Below are 16166 nucleotides of genomic sequence, written 5' to 3'. Positions count from 1 at the left end.
TAAAGCAGCCGGGCCCGGTTCGTCCATGGCGATCGGAGATTTCAGCGCTTTTCTTCCCGACAATCCGAACGGGATGATTTGAAGAGAGCCTTTTAAAGTGCTTCTTGTAGGTCTATATAAGGTGCGAATTGGAGCACCTGGAGTCATCATGGTCAGCATCGTCCTCGCCGAAGTCACCGCCAGCGTTTCCGAGCTGAAGCGCAACCCCATGGGTACCGTCGCAGCAGGAGACGGAGCCCCCGTCGCCATCCTCAATCGCAACGAGCCCGCCTTCTATTGCGTGCCCGCAAAGGCTTACGAAGCGATGATGGACCGGTTGGAAGACCTTGAGCTCAACCTACTAGCAGACAGCCGCGCAAGCGAGACCGTCGTCAAGGTAACGCTGGATGAGCTATGAACTCGCGTTTCTGGATGTTGCGCTGAAGGAGTGGCGCAAGCTCGACTCGAACATCCGTGAGCAGTTCAAGAAGAAGTTGACCGAGCGTCTCGAAAATCCGCGCGTCGCTGCCGCCCAGCTTCATGGATCCAAAAACCGTTACAAGATTAAGCTGCGCGCCATCGGCTATCGCCTCGTTTATGAGGTCAGAGATACGCAACTGGTCGTATTGGTAGTCGCCGTCGGCCGGCGAGATCGAGACGCGGTCTACAAGGCAGCCGAAAAGCGATAGCCGAGATCCTCGACCGGGATCAGCCCCGCAGGCGTTATTTCCTCCGGTGAAACGCGGCAATGCACTGCATAGGCCTCGACGCCGCGGGACTTGGCGCGCTCGAAGGCGAGCGCATAGAATGGGTCGAGATCTCCGCAGATACGGAAACGCGAGCAGTCGTGCCGCTGGATGAGGTAGATCATCACCGCCCGGTGACCAGCCTCCGCCATGTCGCCCAGCTCCTCCAGGTGTTTGGCGCCGCGCTTGGTGACCGTGTCGGGAAATTCCGCCAGTCCCGGTTCGCGGCAGAAATGGACGTTCTTGACCTCCACGTAAGCATTCGGCAGGTCGCCATCCAGAAGCAGGAAGTCGATGCGCGAATTGCGGCCGTAGCGCTGTTCGCGCAGGATCGTCTGGTAGCCGGCAAGGCTCGGGATCAGCCCGGCGCGGATCGCCTCTTCCGTCAACCGGTTCGGCAGGCCGGTATTGATGCCGACGCGCTCGCCGTCCACTTCGACCATCTCGAACATGTGCCGGTATTTGCGGGTGGGGCTGTCATGCAGCGACACCCAGATCTTCGAGCCCGGCGCCGTCAGCCCTCGCATCGAACCGGTATTGGGGCAGGAGCCGGTAAACGGCGTGCCGTCCTCCAGCACGGCGTCGAACAGGAAACGCTTGTAGCGTTGCAGGAGGGTCGCAGGCACCAGCGGCGGATCGAAACGCATCTGTGATAGGGATCAGACGCGCTCGAGCACGTAGGTGCCAGGCGCATCGGCGATCGCGTTGAGCGCCTTGCCGCCGGGCTTGCGGGCCGGCACGCGCTCGTCGTCCTTTGCCTCGGCCCACGCATGCCAGTGCGGCCACCAGGATCCCTTGTTTTCCTCGGCATCCGTCAGCCAGTCTTCGTACTGGCCTTCGGCCTTACCGCCTGTCCAATACTGGTATTTCTGCTTGTCGGGCGGGTTGACGACGCCGGCGATGTGGCCCGAGCCGGTCAGCACGAAATCCACGGGACCGCCGAACAGCGAGGAGCCGAGAAAGACCGATTTTGGCGGCGCGATATGGTCCTCCCGGGTGGCGAGATTGTAGACCGGGATCTTGACGTCCTTCAGCGAGATCGTCTTTCCCGCGAGCTTCATTTCGCCCTTGCTCAGATTGTTGTCGAGATAGCAGTTGCGCAGGTAATAGGCGTGGTTGGCGGCCGCCATGCGCGTGCTGTCGGAATTCCAGTAGAGCAGGTCGAAGGGCATCGGTTCCTTACCCTTCAGGTAGTTGCTGACCACATAGGGCCAGATCAGTTCCGAGGCGCGCAGCATGTTGAATGCGGTGGCCATCTTCGACCCGTCGAGATAGCCGATCGTGTTCATATGCTTTTCGATTGCGGCGATCTGTTCTTCGTCGACGAAGACCTTGAGATCGCCCGCATGGGTGAAATCCACCTGGGTGGTGAGGAAGGTCACCGATGCGATGCGGCTGTTCTTCTTCTGCGCGTGATAGGCAAGCGTTGCCGCGAGCAGCGTTCCGCCGACGCAATAACCGATCGCGTTGACCTGTTTTTCGCCGGTAGCCTTCTCGACCGTGGTCAGCGCGAAGTCGATCCCCTCGCGCATGTAGGATTCCCAGTCCTTCTTCGCGTGGCGTTCATCCGGATTGACCCAGGAGATCACGAAGACCGTATGGCCCTGGTCGACGCACCACTTGATGAAGCTTTTCTGCGGGTTGAGGTCGAGAATGTAGAACTTGTTGATCCACGGTGGGCAGATGAGGAGAGGGCGCTTGAGCACCGTTTCCGTCGACGGCTCGTACTGGATGACTTCGCACACCTCGCTCTGGGCGATCACCTTGCCCGGCGTCAGCGCCATGTTGTGGCCGATCGCGAACTTGGTCGCGTCGGTGTGGCGCAGCCTCAGGTCGCCGCGCCCGGCGGCGATATCCTCAGCGAACATCTTCATGCCGGCCACCAGGTTGGCGCCATTGCTGGCGACCGTCTCGCGATACACCTCCGGATTGGTGAGAGCGAAATTGGCCGGTGAAAGGGCTGCCGTCACCTGCTTCACGTAGAAGGCGGCTTTGTGCCGGGTGTGCTCGTCGAGCCCTTCGGCTTCGTTGACCAGTTTGTCGGCCCAGGAGGCGGTGACGAGATAGAGCTGCCGGAGGAGGGCGAAGAACGGGTTCTTTGCCCAGTCGTCGTCGGCAAAACGTTTGTCCTTCGGCAAGGTGTCCGCCGCGGGCTCGACCGGCTGGCCGGTGAATTGCCCGAGCGTGCGCGTCCAGATGCCGATATAGCTGGAAAACAGCAGGGTCTGGGCTTCGAGCGTCCGCTTCGGATCCGAAATCCAGTATTCGGTGACCTTGGAGAGGGTCTTCACGAGGTCGGTCATCGGGTCTGCGACCGAATCGCCGATCTCGCCGCGTTCGCGCGGGCCGAGCCATTCCGATGCCGCTTTGCCGAGATTTTCGAGCGCCCGGGCGACGTTCATGGCGAGCGCCTGCGGGTCCTTGACCACATAGGCCTCGACCGATTTGGGGTCGAATCCCGGAAATTCCTGTCCGGTCTGCCCTTTATCGTCGGTCTTTTCCGCCACGTGCGGCCTCCCCACAGTTTGTTAGTTGTTTTCGTTTGTACATTGTGCCTGAAAGCGAATACAAGTGCCAGCGATCGGCGCTTTCAGGTGCATTGGCCGATGACGGAAACTGGGTTACGGAAATGGAAAAACTGAGGCATCGGATCGGCAGCTTACCGCTTTTCATCGGTCTTGGCGCGCTCTCTCTGCTGGCCGGCTGCAACAGCAACACCTTTGCTCTGGATGACGGTATTCCGAACACCGCACCGCCGGCCGTGGTCGTCCAGACCAAGACCGCGCCGCCGCCAGGCCCTGTCACCAGGCAAAACACCGGCGTCTATCCGACCTTCGATCCGACGCTGCGCGCTGCGGCCGAGCAGATCGAGGACGAGGATTACAACAAGACCGAGCCGCGCCTTGCGTCGCTCGCCCGCCTGCGCAGGTCGGGCTCGATCTCGGAAGCCGAATATCAGCGCCGGGTGGCCGAATACCGCAAGCTCGCCGCCGAGCATGGCAAGGACGCATTGGCCAATATCTCCAGGTAGTCCCGGCAAACCAAGTCATCCGGGGCAACTCGATATCGGCAAATAGCACTTGCCTTTCGGCGCTTTTGGTCGCAAAGCAAAAAATCGCCAATCATGCGACACCGGCGCGTCGCGTCTGACGCTGCGCGCCCTCCACGGGGAGAAAGATGGAAGAGTTTCATAAAGTCCGACGCCTGCCGCCATACGTCTTCGAACAGGTCAACCGTTTGAAGGCCAGCGCGCGAGCGGGTGGCGCGGACATTATCGATCTCGGCATGGGCAATCCCGACCTTCCAACCCCGAAGGCGATCGTCGACAAGCTGTGCGAAGTGGTCCAGGACCCGCGCACCCATCGTTATTCGTCGTCCAAGGGTATTCCCGGCCTGCGCCGCGCCCAGGCTGCCTATTACGCCCGCCGGTTCGGCGTGAAGCTCAATCCCGATACCCAGGTCGTCGCGACGCTCGGCTCCAAGGAAGGCTTTGCCAACATGGCGCAGGCGATCACCGCGCCCGGCGACGTCATCCTCTGCCCCAACCCGACCTATCCGATCCATGCCTTCGGCTTCCTGATGGCCGGCGGGGTGATCCGTTCCATGTCGGTCGAGCCGGACGACAGCTTCTTTCCGCCGCTCGAACGCGCGGTGAAGCATTCGATCCCAAAACCCTTGGCGCTGATCCTCAACTATCCGTCCAACCCGACGGCGCATGTCGCTTCGCTGGATTTCTACAAGGAAGTGGTGAGCTTCGCCAAGAAGCACGACATCATCGTGCTGTCGGATCTTGCCTATTCGGAAATCTATTTCGACGGCGAACCGCCACCGTCGGTGTTGCAGGTACCCGGCGCGATGGATATCGCCGTCGAGTTCACCTCGATGTCGAAGACCTTCTCCATGCCCGGCTGGCGCATCGGCTTTGCGGTCGGCAACGAGCGGCTGATCTCGGCGCTGACCCGCGTCAAGTCGTATCTCGACTATGGCGCCTTCACGCCGATCCAGGTTGCCGCGACCCATGCCCTCAACGGCGACGGTTCCGACATCGCGGAAGTCCGCAACGTCTACAAGCGCCGCCGCGACGTGATGGTCGACAGCTTCGGCAAGGCCGGTTTCGAAGTGCCTCCGCCGGCAGCCACCATGTTCGCCTGGGCGAAGATCCCGGAAAAGTTCCGCCACCTCGGCAGCCTCGAATTCTCGAAGCTCCTCGTCGAGAAGGCGGACGTCGCGGTCGCGCCGGGCATCGGTTTCGGCGAGATGGGCGACGACTATGTTCGTCTGGCGCTGGTCGAGAACGAACACCGCATCCGTCAGGCGGCCCGCAATATCAAGAAGTTCCTGTCGACGGCCGACGAGACGATGCACAACGTCATCTCGCTCAACACGCGCCGCTGATCGGAACAGCATTTCCGGCGGCCCCGACGGGCCGCCACCTCCAGGCAATCAGGAAGAATAGCATGGCAGACGCCCTCAAAGTCGGCATTGCGGGTCTCGGCACTGTGGGTGCCTCGCTCGTCCGGATCATCCAGACCCGCGCGAATGAATTGGCAACGACGTGCGGCCGTGCGATCGAGATCACGGCGGTCACGGCACGCGACAGGTCGCGCGACCGCGGCATCGATATTTCCGGCATCACCTGGTTCGACACGCCGGAAAAGATGGCCAACGAGGCCGATATCGACGTCTTCGTCGAACTGATGGGCGGCGCCTCGGGTGCTGCTGCCGATTCCGTAAAGGCAGCGCTGACGCGTGGTCTCCATGTGGTGACAGCCAACAAGGCGCTGCTTGCCGCCTCCGGTGTCGAGCTTGCAAAGATCGCCGAAGAAAAGAGCGTTCTTCTCAATTTCGAAGCGGCCGTCGCCGGCGGCATCCCGGTCATCAAGGCGCTTCGTGAATCCCTGACCGGCAACACGGTCTCGCGCGTCTACGGCATCATGAACGGCACCTGCAACTACATCCTGACCCGGATGGAGAAGGAAGGCCTGTCGTTTGCCGATTGCCTCAAGGAGGCCCAGCGGCTCGGTTATGCGGAGGCCGATCCGGCCTTCGACATCGAGGGCAACGACACTGCCCACAAGCTTGCAATCCTGACGACGCTCGCCTTCGGCACGCAGATCGCCGCCGACGAGATCTATCTCGAGGGCATCAGCAATATCTCGATCGAGGACATCCATGCGGCCGCCGATCTCGGCTACCGGATCAAGCTGCTTGGCGTCGCGCAGTTGACCGACAGCGGTATCGAGCAGCGCGTCCATCCGACCATGGTGCCGCACGACTCGGTCATCGCCCAGGTCGACGGCGTCACCAATGCGGTGGCGATTGAATCCGATATCCTCGGTGAACTGCTGATGGTCGGTCCCGGCGCCGGCGGCAACGCGACCGCTTCCGCCGTTCTCGGCGATATCGCCGACATTGCCAAGAGCAGCCCGGGCGCTCAGCGCGTCCCGGTTCTCGGCACGCCGGCCGCGTCGCTCGCGCCCTACAAGCGCGCCCGCATGCAGAGCCATGAGGGCGGTTACTTCATCCGGCTGACGGTCGCCGACCGCACCGGCGTCTTTGCCAGCATCGCTGCCCGTATGGCCGAGAACGGCATCTCGCTGGAATCGATCATGCAGCGGGCCAAGCCGGACGCCGCGACGGACACGCCGAAGACGATCATTCTCGTCACCCACGCGACGATGGAGGATTCGATCCGTAAGGCGGTCGATGCGATCAAGGCGGAAAGCTATCTCGTCGGCGAGCCCCAGGTGATTCGCATCGAACGGCCCAAGGCTTTTTAAAAACACGTCGCTTCGAGAAGCCGGCGCTGCCGTTTCCTGTGGGTAACGCCGGAACTTTTCCAGAACCTCTGTGAAAAGCATGGCCGCAAAGGCTCACTGGCTGGCCGCTCCGGGGCCTCCGGACGTAGATTGTCGCTGGCAATCACTGTCGAGGAGGCTTGCGCGATCGCCATGAAGATGCGGGCCACGAATACGTCGAAAATGAACACGCGGAACAAGGGATACCGGCTGCAACTCAGCGGCGTCCGCCCCGAGCCACATGGCTCTCCGTCCATGCGTTTCGCCCATGCCAATGATCAGCCGCGCGGTGACGGTGTTGAAGGGCGGGGTTTTGTTTTCCTGCTTGTGTTCTTCGCAGTCGCGGCCACCATCAGTGGCTCCGCATTCGTCTGGTCGATGCTGTGACCGACCGGTTACCGAAAGTTCGCGCGATCCGACCGGCAATCCCGTCAAAGCGATTCCTCTTGCTCTCGCGATACGCTAAAAGCGCTCCATGACCAGAATTTTCTCCGCGCTTTCGTCGACAGTGGAAACGGTTGATCCCGTCCCGCGCGCATTCCTCGGCGTCGAACGCTCCGCGGGCGATCAGCGGTGGGTGTCGCGTCTCGATCAGGCGGCCCAGAACCGGGCGCTGGCGATCGCCCAGATCCACGGAATTCCCGATCTCGTCGCCCGCGTGCTTGCCGGTCGCGGCGTTGCGCTTGACGATGCCCCCGCCTTCCTCGATCCGACCATCCGCTCGCTGATGCCGGATCCCTATACGCTCACCGACTGCGAAAAGGCGGTGCTGCGGCTCGCTGACGCGATCGCCAGGCAGGAGAAGGTGGCGATCTTCGGCGACTACGACGTCGACGGCGCATCCTCATCGTCTTTGCTCTACCGGTTTCTCCGCCACTTCGGCGTCGAGGCGGAAATCTATATTCCGGACCGCATATTCGAGGGTTACGGCCCCAATCCGACGGCGATCCGCCAGCTGATCGCCAACGGCGCCAGCCTCATCGTCACCGTCGACTGCGGCTCCACCAGCCATGATGCGCTTGCCGCGGCGCGCGACGAGGGCTGCGACGTCGTGGTCATCGATCACCACCAGCTCGGCCACGAACTGCCGCCGTGCCTGGCGCTCGTCAATCCGAATCGCGAGGACGATCTTTCGGGCCAGGGCCATCTCTGTGCCGCCGGCGTGGTTTTCCTGGTTCTGGTCGCCGCCGCGCGCCACATGCGGCAGATCGGCGATCCGCGCGCCGGATCGCTCGACCTGCTCGCCTGGCTCGACATCGTCGCGCTGGCGACCGTTTGCGACGTGGTGCCGCTGAAGGGTCTCAATCGCGCTTACGTGGTCAAGGGCTTGCTTGCCGCCCGCCATATGGGCAATGCCGGGCTTTCGGCGCTGTTCCGCAAGGCAGGCCTTGGCGGCCCGGTGACGCCCTATCATTTCGGCTTCCTGATCGGCCCGCGCATCAATGCCGGCGGACGCATTGGCGATGCCGCGCTAGGTAGCCGTCTGCTCACGCTCGAGGATCCGATCGAGGCGGAGGTGATCGCCGCTCGACTGGACGAACTCAACCGCGAGCGGCAGGCCATGGAGGCCGCCATGCTTGCCGAGGCGGAAGCCGAAGTGCTGGCCGAATACGGCAACGGCGAGGGGGCCAACGTCATCGTCACGGCGCGCGACAAGTGGCATCCCGGCATCGTCGGGCTGATCGCGGCGCGGCTGAAGGAGAAATTCAAACGGCCGGCTTTCGCGATCGCCTTCGATCCGTCCGGTAAGGGCACTGGCTCCGGCCGCTCGATCAACGGTTTCGACATGGGCCGCATGGTCCGCGCCGCCGTGGATACCGGCCTGCTCGTCAAGGGCGGCGGCCACGCCATGGCGGCGGGGTTGACGGTCGAGCGCAGCAATCTCGGCCGCCTGCGAGCCTTCTTCGAGGAAATGGCGGGCGAGGGCGTGCCGGCGCTGGTCGCCAATCACGTGTTGAAGATCGATGGCGCACTTTCCGCTTCCGGTGCGACGCTCGAACTTTTCGACCAGCTCGAACAGGCAGGCCCCTATGGTTCCGGTCATTCGCAGCCCGTTTTCGCGATCCCTGCCCACCGGCTGAAGGATGCCCGCCTCGTTGGTACGGCACATATCAAGGTGACGCTGGAGGCGGCCGACGGCTCGCGCCTCGAGGGGATCGCCTTCCGCGCCGCCGAAACGCCGCTCGGCAATATGCTGCTCAATTCCCAGGGCGCCCAGATCCACGCCGCCGGCTGCCTCAGCGCCGACCAATGGCAAGGCACCCGCCGCATGCAGCTCCGCCTGCTCGACGCGGTGAGGGCGCCGTAAGGAAGCTGGTCGATTTTCGGGATGGGATCCGCTTTTGCGGAGAGAGGAAGTGGCACGCCCTAGGGGAGTCGAACCCCTCTTCCCAGAATGAAAATCTGGTGTCCTAACCGATAGACGAAGGGCGCGTGCGCTTCGTGGTGGCGCCCTTATAGTCAGGGTGTTTGTATCCCGCAAGCGCAAAATTGCATTTTTAAGCGCTTGCGAACGCAAAAAATCGCGCGGCCGCAAGATGGCGTGCGAAAGCTGGATACGGAAATAAAAACAAAAGCTTGGGGGAGGTGGAAGTGGCACGCCCTAGGGGAGTCGAACCCCTCTTCCCAGAATGAAAATCTGGTGTCCTAACCGATAGACGAAGGGCGCCTGCGCTTCGTGGCGCTCTTATAGAGAGGGGATTTCTTTCCTGCAAGCGCCAAAGCCATCTTTTTTACAAAAAAATGACGGCTTTTCCGGCGCCGGCGGTTTGAATGAAAATGGCGTCAAATCAGCAGCTTAAAGGCGTGCCCTGAGCATCGGCCCCGCAGGCTGCGGCGGGCACCGCCTGCGGCGTGCTGTAGACGCTGGCGGTGGTGGCGTTGAAATTCCGCCGCGGCAGATTGGCCGGAACCGGGCCGTTGCCGGATGGGGCGGCCGCAGCCATCGGCGGGTTCGCCGAAAAGATCGTACCGCTGTCGGCGCGCACGCCGGTCGATTGCGTCGCAAGGCCCGCGATCGAGGCCTGCTGTGGCTGTGCAGGTGCCGGCGGGAACGTGTTTTCCGCGGCGGGAACGGCGGCCGGCGCGGTTGCCGCCGGTGCTTGGGCTGCCTGCGCTTCTGCCTTGGGGATGGCCGGATCGGCACGGCGGTTCGAAGCTGTGATGCCGCCCTTGGCAAGGATGCCCCTGGCGCTTGCCGCCACCGTGGTGCGCGGTGCCGGCGTCGTGGCGTCAGCCGTCTTTTTCGTGGTGGTGCAGCCACTGAGCGTCAGCGCAGAAAGGCAGACGATCGCCAGCGTCATGCGGACGTTCGAACAAAGGAAAGGCGTTTTTGGCAAAGGCATGCCCCGTCGGCTCGTATCGCGGGCGTCATGCCGCGAATCATCGTGCCCGAGCATCTCGCGGAAGACCGCCATGGACAAGCCGGTCAGGGCAGGCGAGGTCAGCCTGGGGCAAGGTTGGGCCAAGGTGGGGGAAGGAACGCGGCGGTTGAGTAAAAAGGAAACCGCCGCGTTGAAAAATCTTACCAGCTGCCGATATTCGGTGCAGAAGCCCAGGGTTCGGCGACGGGCAGGTTGTCGCCCTTCTGGAGGAGCTCGATCGAAATGCCGTCCGGCGAACGGACAAAGGCCATCCGGCCTTCGCGCGGCGGACGGTTGATGGTGATGCCGTTGTCCGAAAGGTGCTGGCAGAAATCGTAGATGTTATCGACCTCATAGGCGAGGTGACCAAAATTGCGTCCGCCGGTATAATCTTCCGTGTCCCAATTGTAGGTCAGCTCGACGCAGGGGGCGAGAACGTCCTTGGCGTCGCTGAGATCGTCGGGGGCCGCTAGGAAGACCAGCGTGAAGCGGCCCTTCTCGTTGTCGATGCGGCGGATCTCTTTCAGGCCGAAAACGGTGGTGTAGAAATGAAGTGAGGCGTCCAGGTCTTTCACCCGGACCATGGTATGAAGATAACGCATTATGGTGTCTCCCTCCGATAAATCCAGTCGCCAACAAACCCCGTGCGGGTCCGTGCTGGATATGGCGCAGACGCCAGCCTGGAGCAAGCCACTCTAGATAGAGATGAAGGTGGATAAAGCCAAGGCAGGGACTTGCGCTAGATGGTTAGCAGGATGTTAATCTATCCTCTAAGAATCAGTTGATCGTCACGTCGTAACGCGTAATCGAGGGGCCGACAGGATATGGCAGACAGAATGTCATCGAAAGACGTTGGCAGTTTCGAAGAGCTTCCGGGCGAGCCGGTCGAGCTGATCGAAATCACCGGCGTCGTCAAATGGTTCGATGTGGCCAAGGGGTTCGGCTTCATCGTTCCGGACAACGGCATGCAGGATGTGCTTCTGCACGTGACCTGCCTTCGTCGAGACGGATACCAGACCATTCTGGAAGGCACGCGCATCGTCGCGATGATCCAGAAGCGGGATCGCGGCTACCAGGCGTTCCGCATCCTGTCGATGGATCAGTCCACCGCCGTCCACCCCTCGGATCTTCCGCCGGTACGCACCCACGTGCAGGTGACTGCGACCAGCGGTCTGGAACGGGCTCTGGTGAAGTGGTTCAACCGCACCAAGGGTTTCGGCTTCCTGACGCGCGGCGAGGGGACGGAAGATATCTTCGTGCACATGGAAACGCTGCGCCGCTTCGGCCTCACCGAGCTGCGTCCGGGCCAGGTTGTGCTGGTGCGCTTTGGACCGGGCGACAAGGGCCTGATGGCGGCGGAAATCCACCCCGACAATCCCAATCCCGTGAGCCGGTCGCACTGATGCGTTTCTCGTTTCCATCGTTTCTGAAAAGCGCCCTTGCGGCGCTTGGCTGACATTGATTCAATATGTCTTTTTGATTAGAAGCCTGGGAAACCGGGCTTTTTTGTTGCGCATTCTGTCCGCTGCATCCATATTGGCAACCGTATCCTTTATGGTAGAGATTATGGTAGCGAACCGGCTGACTGACACAAAAATCAAAGCGATCAAAGATCCGGGCGTTTACGCCGACGGTGCTGGCTTGTATCTGCGCATGCATGCGGCCGGCAGCAAGTCATGGTTCTTCATCTACACACGAGCCGGAAAACGGCGTGAGATCGGGCTGGGGGGCTTTGCCGGTATAGCACCTGTGTCGCTCGCGATCGCTCGCCGCAAAGCAGACGAACTGCGTGCCATGCTCGCTGACGGTCGAGATCCGCACGCGGAGAAATCAGTCCGAAAGGACGGCGACCGAACGTTCCGAAAGATCGCAGAAAAGTTCATTGCCGACAGAGACGATTGGCAGGCTCATACCAGAAAGGAATGGGAACGGCATCTCTACGAACATGCTGCAAGCCTAGGCGGGCGGTCGATAGGCGACATCGACACAGATTTGATTGAGACTGCGCTTAGACCGCTATGGGAAAAGAAACCGGCGACGGGACAACGGGTCCGCGGGAAGATCGAAGCGGTACTGGACTTTGCGACTGCCAAACGATTGCGCACAGGGGACAACCCGGCCAGGTGGAGCGGCCACTTGGAGCACATACTGGTCAAGGCCAGTCGCGTCACCGGTTCAAACCATGCAGCGCTGAGCTACAAGAATGTTCCTGCGTTCGTGGCAGGCTTGGGCGACGGGGCTTTGGAGCGGCTGATCAAGTTTGTTGTTCTGACTGCTGTTAGAAGCGGGGAGGCGCGACTTGCCGATTGGTCGGAGTTCGATCTCGCTCAAAAGCTTTGGACCATTCCGCCGGATCGTACCAAAACCGGAAAGGAACTTGTCGTTCCTCTTACCGATGAGGCAGTAGCAGCGTTGCCAGAAGCAGGCGAGGGCCACGTTTTCGTTGAAAACGGTGAGGCATTTTCCATCATGGCGATGCCGAACTGGGTAGGTAAGAATCAGCCCGGCATTACGATGCATGGCTTCAGGTCGGCGTTCCGTGACTTTGCCGGCGACTGCACCGACCAGCCTCGCGAGATCGCAGAAATGGCACTCGGTCACAAGGTCGGCAATGCCGTCGAGCAAGCTTATCGGCGCGGAGACGCGCTCGAAAAGCGCCGCCAACTGATGCAGGTTTGGTCCCAGCATTGTTGCGGGTGAGGCTATTTCCTCGACTTTTTACAAATGGTGTCAAACAATTTATTACAACCTGCAGAAGATAAATTAGTGGCCAGAATGGTCGCTATGCACTACATATTGGGTGGTCGATCAACTGTGGTGGTAATCGACACGCGGGGTGGTGCCCGCATAGCCGCGGGGAAAACCCGCCGTTAAGCCTCACGAAGAGGTGGCGCGAGAGCGTCGGTTGACGATCAACCCGGCCACGGCGCGCCGGCACACCGAACTTCTCGAAAATTCCCAATAGTCAATCGACGCCCGGATTCCGTTCCGCGCGCATCAGAGGAGACCACCATGATTCCGACTGCAGACAATGACAACTATGCGTTGATTAGCTTGAAAGATGCCTGCCGTTTAACCAGCATGTCGAGGACGATGCTCAACCGTTACCGTGCCGAGGGCAGGTTTCCAGTCGCCGTCGAACTCGGCGATCGACGGGTCGCCTTCGTCCGCGTCGAGGTTGTCGCTTGGATACATGCAAAGATCGCAGCCCGCGTCGCCTAGCTTCAAACATCACCAACAAGTGACAACCTGCCGGCGCCGCCGGCGGGCGCGCCGTAGTGCGCGTTAACAGGAGAAAAAATGCGTATTCTATACGCCCATCCGACCAAGGAAACCGGCGACCGCGCCTGCGTCGCCTTCGTCGACGTCGAGCTCAACGAGCACGTTCGCCTATATGGTCTGCGCCTCGTTCGTCAGCCTGACGGAGAGCACTTGCTGTACGCCCCACAGGCCGGCCACAGACGCGCTGCGACCTTCTCCAAGCCGCTTGCCGCCCGCCTTACCGAACTCGCCCTGGCGGCGCTTGGAGCGACCAGCCATGCAGGACACTAAGTCCCCGAAGCCTGAGAGCCTCGAGGCCAAGTTCCGGCTCATGACCATCCTCCCATACGACAAGAGAGCCAAGCGGAAACACATCCTCGTTTTTGGGTTCATTCTCGACTGGTACCATACGAAGTACGGCGATGCCCTCGCCAGTGTCAGGCACGTAGTCGCGACCGTGAAAGAGCGCGATCCTTTTGGCGTGGGCCTATTCACCGGCGACGTTCACGCAGCGCTCAACGACCTCGTCGCCTGGGGCTACCTCACCCAGGAGAAGGGCGCCGGCCGCAGGGCGAGCCGCTATGTTCCTGTATGGGAGAAAGCCCGTAGTGTTCAGAAAACCCCGAACGCTACCGAGGATAATTCTAGCGTTCGGGAAAACCTGAACACATGCGTTCGGGAAAACCAGAACGCAACGGCTGATAGTATTCAGAAAACTCCGAACGAAGACCCACTTACTGGACCCGGCCTACGGACCGGGTCACATGTAGTGGGTAATGAGTTCTCCGAGCCGGCTACGCCGCCGCTCTCGGCTGGCCTTACGGCCACCGTCGCGGGCAGCCCGGAGGGAGAGGGAGATGGATTCTCTGAGTTCTGGAAAGTCTGGCCGCGCAAGCATGGGATCAAGAAGGCCCGGGCCGAGTGGGAAAAGATCCTCACTGACGTCGACATCATCATTGAAGTGGCCGGCGATTGGGCTGCGCACTATAAAAAACATGGCGTCGACAAGAAGTGGATTCCGGAACCTGCGAACTGGCTGAAAGGTGAGCGTTGGCAAGAAGACCTGCCTTTGATCCACATCGATGCCAAAGGCGCGGCCATCACTAAGGCTAAGGCCAACGCCACACCTAAGGCGCCCGCCACGCCGGCCACCAACCCCGAGCCAGAGCCAGCCAAGCCAGATTTCACCATCTACCCGGATAAGCCGGCCACAGGCACAATCGTGCGAACCGAGGTGGAAAGATGCGAGGACGATGGCGCCACCATACTGACTGTTTGGTATCAAACGCAGGATGGCGACGAGGTCGAGCACTTCATCATGTGTGATAGCCCCGACCATGGGGAACAGGAACGCGGCGCGATAGATTTACAAATGCTTTTGCAGGCAGTGGATCTGGCCGCGATCGACGACGCTGATGTTCTTGTCGGTAAGCACGTCGAATTGATGCTTACGCACTACGGTCAGTTTGTTTCCGTGCACAAGCCATGGATTTCTTCGTCGACAGGCCCACGAAATGTCCCGCGATTTGACGATGTCGTGAACCGTACGCCTCGATTAGGGTGGGCTTCGAAGATCGGAACGGCGGAAGATGACGAACAGGTGGCAGCATGAACCCGGCCGCCTCCTAGACATCGCCGACGGTCTCGAGCTGATGACCTTGCGGGGCAGTCGTGAACGTGATCTCATCGCCGTATTGAATACGAGCGGCGTTCACCACACGTATAGAAAAATGGAACCAAAGCATGTCATTTAAACCGCCACTTCCGCCTAAAGCGCCTCCACCCGGGAAGTACTACACCATCTCACCGAAGTCCGGTGCCGGTTCTAAAAGCGGAGCATTTAGCGAGCGCTCGTCGAAGGACGGACAATTCGTTGTGCGCGCGATGGATGGGAAGGTTTTCGAAACCGCCCGCACCGCGGCGAACACGAAGCTACGTGAAGTTTCGGGCAAGTTCCTCCACGCGGACCAAAAAAAGAAATGACGGACACGTCTACCGATCCGGCCACGCTTCCCATCCAAGACTATAACCGAGTGTTTGCGAAATTTGTTGGTGAAAGCGCCGACGGCATGTCAGATATCGTCGGGATAGTTGCCTACGGAATTTACAAGAATGCCAAGCGAGAATGGGCAACTGAGTTTCGAGGCACTTTTGGGAGACCGCCATCTGCGGATGACCTAAAGGCGTACCATGCCACATGGACTCCTGGCCAAATACAAAGCGCCCGCAACAGTGCCGCTCAGGTTATGACAGCCTACGCCGACTCGGTCATTTCGGAGGAAGAACCAAGGATCTTGCGGGAGGCCGTCCGGGGCACCTTCTGGCCAGCTGTATTGACATCGATCGTCGCCAACGCCGTTTACACGGTAGGTCTGATAACGATCGCGATTATCTTGGCTCGCGCGGGTATTGACCTATTGGGTCTAGTCTCAGCTGCGGCCTCAAAGTGAAAAGGCCGGCATTCGCGCCGGCCAGTCTCATTACTTCTTCTTGGTGTCGCCATAACCGGGCTTAGGAACCCGTTCAACCGTGGTCGTCTTAGGATGCTTGATTGCTTCCTTGACGGGGATGAATTGGCCGCTTCCGGAGTCGCGTCCGCGGGGAGTGGTTTTGGTAGCCATTTTTGAATGGCCCTTTCTCCTAGCTTGTCAAATAAGCCTTCGCGCGCTACTTACGGAGTTGTTCACACTACCGCATTGGGAGCTTGGCCTGCTAGGCGACCGAAGCAAACGTACAAAAGCACGCCGAAACACTCGGCGTGCTTTTTATTTGCACGATTCGTTTTGAGTCGCAATACGGGATTAAGGGATTGTTAAGAACGTTGGTAGCCCGTCACATCCCACGTGTCAACCGGGTCTAGACCGTTTTTGCCAACCGAACGCCAGCATTTCCGCCTAACTTGCTGATATTTCTGTGTCGTCGGCTGACTAAAAATCAGCCGAATTTCGTCGCTGAACGGCATCGTTATCCACAGGAAGCTTCAGAATCAGAAAGCCCTCCTGCTTTCGCAGGAGGGCTTC

General features: G+C 60.5%; 16 protein-coding genes and 2 tRNA genes. 12 read left to right on the top strand and 6 right to left on the bottom strand.

Annotated features, from left to right (window positions below; translation table 11 throughout):
• Window positions 1–148: 148 nt before the first annotated feature.
• The gene (locus tag C5J24_RS15940; RefSeq protein WP_105419228.1) at window positions 149–397 is read left to right on the top strand and encodes a type II toxin-antitoxin system Phd/YefM family antitoxin; all 249 of its coding nucleotides are present in this window, start codon (window positions 149–151) and stop codon (window positions 395–397) included.
• Window positions 387–668, top strand: a complete 282-nt coding sequence (locus C5J24_RS15935) for a type II toxin-antitoxin system RelE/ParE family toxin (protein WP_105401210.1) — start codon at window positions 387–389, stop codon at window positions 666–668. Before C5J24_RS15940 ends, C5J24_RS15935 begins: the two co-directional genes overlap by 11 nt.
• Here C5J24_RS15935 and sfsA read toward each other — a convergent pair.
• Both sfsA and C5J24_RS15925 read right to left on the bottom strand, forming a co-directional pair.
• Entirely contained in the window at window positions 644–1372 is a 729-nt protein-coding gene (gene sfsA, locus C5J24_RS15930; RefSeq protein ID WP_105419226.1) for a DNA/RNA nuclease SfsA, read from the bottom strand. The two genes, C5J24_RS15935 and sfsA, sit on opposite strands and share 25 nt — an antisense overlap.
• 12 nt (window positions 1373–1384) lie before the next feature.
• Complete coding sequence (locus tag C5J24_RS15925; RefSeq protein ID WP_105419224.1) at window positions 1385–3232, bottom strand: alpha/beta hydrolase; 1848 nt, start codon at window positions 3230–3232, stop codon at window positions 1385–1387.
• A 122-nt stretch (window positions 3233–3354) separates the two neighbouring features.
• Between C5J24_RS15925 and C5J24_RS15920 the strand changes: the two genes are divergently transcribed.
• From C5J24_RS15920 to recJ, 5 genes are all read left to right on the top strand, one after another.
• A complete protein-coding gene (locus C5J24_RS15920) occupies window positions 3355–3756 on the top strand; it encodes a hypothetical protein (RefSeq protein ID WP_046667926.1) in 402 nt (133 codons plus the stop codon).
• A 146-nt stretch (window positions 3757–3902) separates the two neighbouring features.
• A complete protein-coding gene (locus C5J24_RS15915; RefSeq protein WP_038542482.1) occupies window positions 3903–5120 on the top strand; it encodes an LL-diaminopimelate aminotransferase in 1218 nt (405 codons plus the stop codon).
• Between the two features lie 62 nt (window positions 5121–5182).
• Entirely contained in the window at window positions 5183–6505 is a 1323-nt protein-coding gene (locus C5J24_RS15910; protein WP_105401213.1) for a homoserine dehydrogenase, read from the top strand.
• A 129-nt stretch (window positions 6506–6634) separates the two neighbouring features.
• Window positions 6635–6910, top strand: coding sequence for a hypothetical protein (locus C5J24_RS15905; protein ID WP_172724010.1), 276 nt, complete (start codon window positions 6635–6637; stop codon window positions 6908–6910).
• A gap of 88 nt (window positions 6911–6998) precedes the next feature.
• Window positions 6999–8831 carry a single-stranded-DNA-specific exonuclease RecJ gene (gene recJ / locus C5J24_RS15900; RefSeq protein ID WP_105419220.1) on the top strand — a complete coding sequence of 611 codons (1833 nt, stop codon included), beginning with the start codon at window positions 6999–7001 and terminating at the stop codon, window positions 8829–8831.
• A 50-nt stretch (window positions 8832–8881) separates the two neighbouring features.
• On the opposite strand, the gene C5J24_RS15895 is transcribed toward recJ, so the two are convergent.
• The 4 genes from C5J24_RS15895 to gloA all read right to left on the bottom strand — a co-directional run bounded on the left by C5J24_RS15895 (window position 8882) and on the right by gloA (window position 10487).
• Window positions 8882–8956, bottom strand: a tRNA-Glu gene (locus C5J24_RS15895).
• A 160-nt stretch (window positions 8957–9116) separates the two neighbouring features.
• Window positions 9117–9191 (bottom strand) — tRNA-Glu (locus C5J24_RS15890).
• A gap of 121 nt (window positions 9192–9312) precedes the next feature.
• Window positions 9313–9825: a hypothetical protein gene (locus C5J24_RS15885; RefSeq protein WP_172724009.1), complete on the bottom strand. Its 513-nt coding sequence runs from the start codon at window positions 9823–9825 to the stop codon at window positions 9313–9315.
• 221 nt (window positions 9826–10046) lie between these two features.
• Window positions 10047–10487, bottom strand: a complete 441-nt coding sequence (gene gloA, locus C5J24_RS15880; protein ID WP_046636837.1) for a lactoylglutathione lyase — start codon at window positions 10485–10487, stop codon at window positions 10047–10049.
• A 222-nt stretch (window positions 10488–10709) separates the two neighbouring features.
• Here gloA and C5J24_RS15875 point away from each other — a divergent pair, with 222 nt between their 5' ends.
• The 5 genes from C5J24_RS15875 (at window position 10710) to C5J24_RS15855 (ending at window position 14758) form a co-directional block, all read left to right on the top strand.
• Window positions 10710–11288, top strand: coding sequence for a cold-shock protein (locus C5J24_RS15875; RefSeq protein ID WP_037084473.1), 579 nt, complete (start codon window positions 10710–10712; stop codon window positions 11286–11288).
• A 55-nt stretch (window positions 11289–11343) separates the two neighbouring features.
• On the top strand, window positions 11344–12585 hold the full coding sequence (locus C5J24_RS15870; RefSeq protein ID WP_105419216.1) for a site-specific integrase: 1242 nt from the start codon (window positions 11344–11346) through the stop codon (window positions 12583–12585).
• 312 nt (window positions 12586–12897) lie between these two features.
• On the top strand, window positions 12898–13107 hold the full coding sequence (locus tag C5J24_RS15865; protein WP_105419214.1) for an AlpA family transcriptional regulator: 210 nt from the start codon (window positions 12898–12900) through the stop codon (window positions 13105–13107).
• 78 nt (window positions 13108–13185) lie between these two features.
• Window positions 13186–13437, top strand: a complete 252-nt coding sequence (locus tag C5J24_RS15860) for a hypothetical protein (protein ID WP_105419212.1) — start codon at window positions 13186–13188, stop codon at window positions 13435–13437.
• Window positions 13424–14758 carry a hypothetical protein gene (locus tag C5J24_RS15855; protein ID WP_105419210.1) on the top strand — a complete coding sequence of 445 codons (1335 nt, stop codon included), beginning with the start codon at window positions 13424–13426 and terminating at the stop codon, window positions 14756–14758. The genes C5J24_RS15860 and C5J24_RS15855 overlap by 14 nt, the downstream gene beginning before the upstream one ends.
• The last annotated feature ends 1408 nt before the right edge of the window (window positions 14759–16166 follow it).

Origin of the sequence: Neorhizobium sp. T25_27 (assembly GCF_002968565.1) — a bacterium.
GTDB classification, from domain to species: domain Bacteria; phylum Pseudomonadota; class Alphaproteobacteria; order Rhizobiales; family Rhizobiaceae; genus Neorhizobium; species Neorhizobium tomejilense.
This window is presented reverse-complemented; position numbering and strand designations above follow the sequence as displayed.

Excerpts from the sequence above, each read along its gene's own strand:
- C5J24_RS15940 (WP_105419228.1), top strand. The coding sequence starts at position 149 with ATGGTCAGCATCGTCCTCGCCGAAGTCACCGCCAGCGTTTCCGAGCTG.
- C5J24_RS15875 (WP_037084473.1), top strand. The coding sequence starts at position 10,710 with ATGGCAGACAGAATGTCATCGAAAGACGTTGGCAGTTTCGAAGAGCTT.
- C5J24_RS15865 (WP_105419214.1), top strand. The coding sequence starts at position 12,898 with ATGATTCCGACTGCAGACAATGACAACTATGCGTTGATTAGCTTGAAA.
- C5J24_RS15910 (WP_105401213.1), top strand. The coding sequence starts at position 5,183 with ATGGCAGACGCCCTCAAAGTCGGCATTGCGGGTCTCGGCACTGTGGGT.
- C5J24_RS15920 (WP_046667926.1), top strand. The coding sequence starts at position 3,355 with ATGGAAAAACTGAGGCATCGGATCGGCAGCTTACCGCTTTTCATCGGT.
- C5J24_RS15885 (WP_172724009.1), bottom strand. The coding sequence starts at position 9,825 with ATGACGCTGGCGATCGTCTGCCTTTCTGCGCTGACGCTCAGTGGCTGC.
- C5J24_RS15935 (WP_105401210.1), top strand. The coding sequence starts at position 387 with ATGAGCTATGAACTCGCGTTTCTGGATGTTGCGCTGAAGGAGTGGCGC.
- gloA (WP_046636837.1), bottom strand. The coding sequence starts at position 10,487 with ATGCGTTATCTTCATACCATGGTCCGGGTGAAAGACCTGGACGCCTCA.
- C5J24_RS15915 (WP_038542482.1), top strand. The coding sequence starts at position 3,903 with ATGGAAGAGTTTCATAAAGTCCGACGCCTGCCGCCATACGTCTTCGAA.
- sfsA (WP_105419226.1), bottom strand. The coding sequence starts at position 1,372 with ATGCGTTTCGATCCGCCGCTGGTGCCTGCGACCCTCCTGCAACGCTAC.
- C5J24_RS15860 (WP_105419212.1), top strand. The coding sequence starts at position 13,186 with ATGCGTATTCTATACGCCCATCCGACCAAGGAAACCGGCGACCGCGCC.
- recJ (WP_105419220.1), top strand. The coding sequence starts at position 6,999 with ATGACCAGAATTTTCTCCGCGCTTTCGTCGACAGTGGAAACGGTTGAT.
- C5J24_RS15855 (WP_105419210.1), top strand. The coding sequence starts at position 13,424 with ATGCAGGACACTAAGTCCCCGAAGCCTGAGAGCCTCGAGGCCAAGTTC.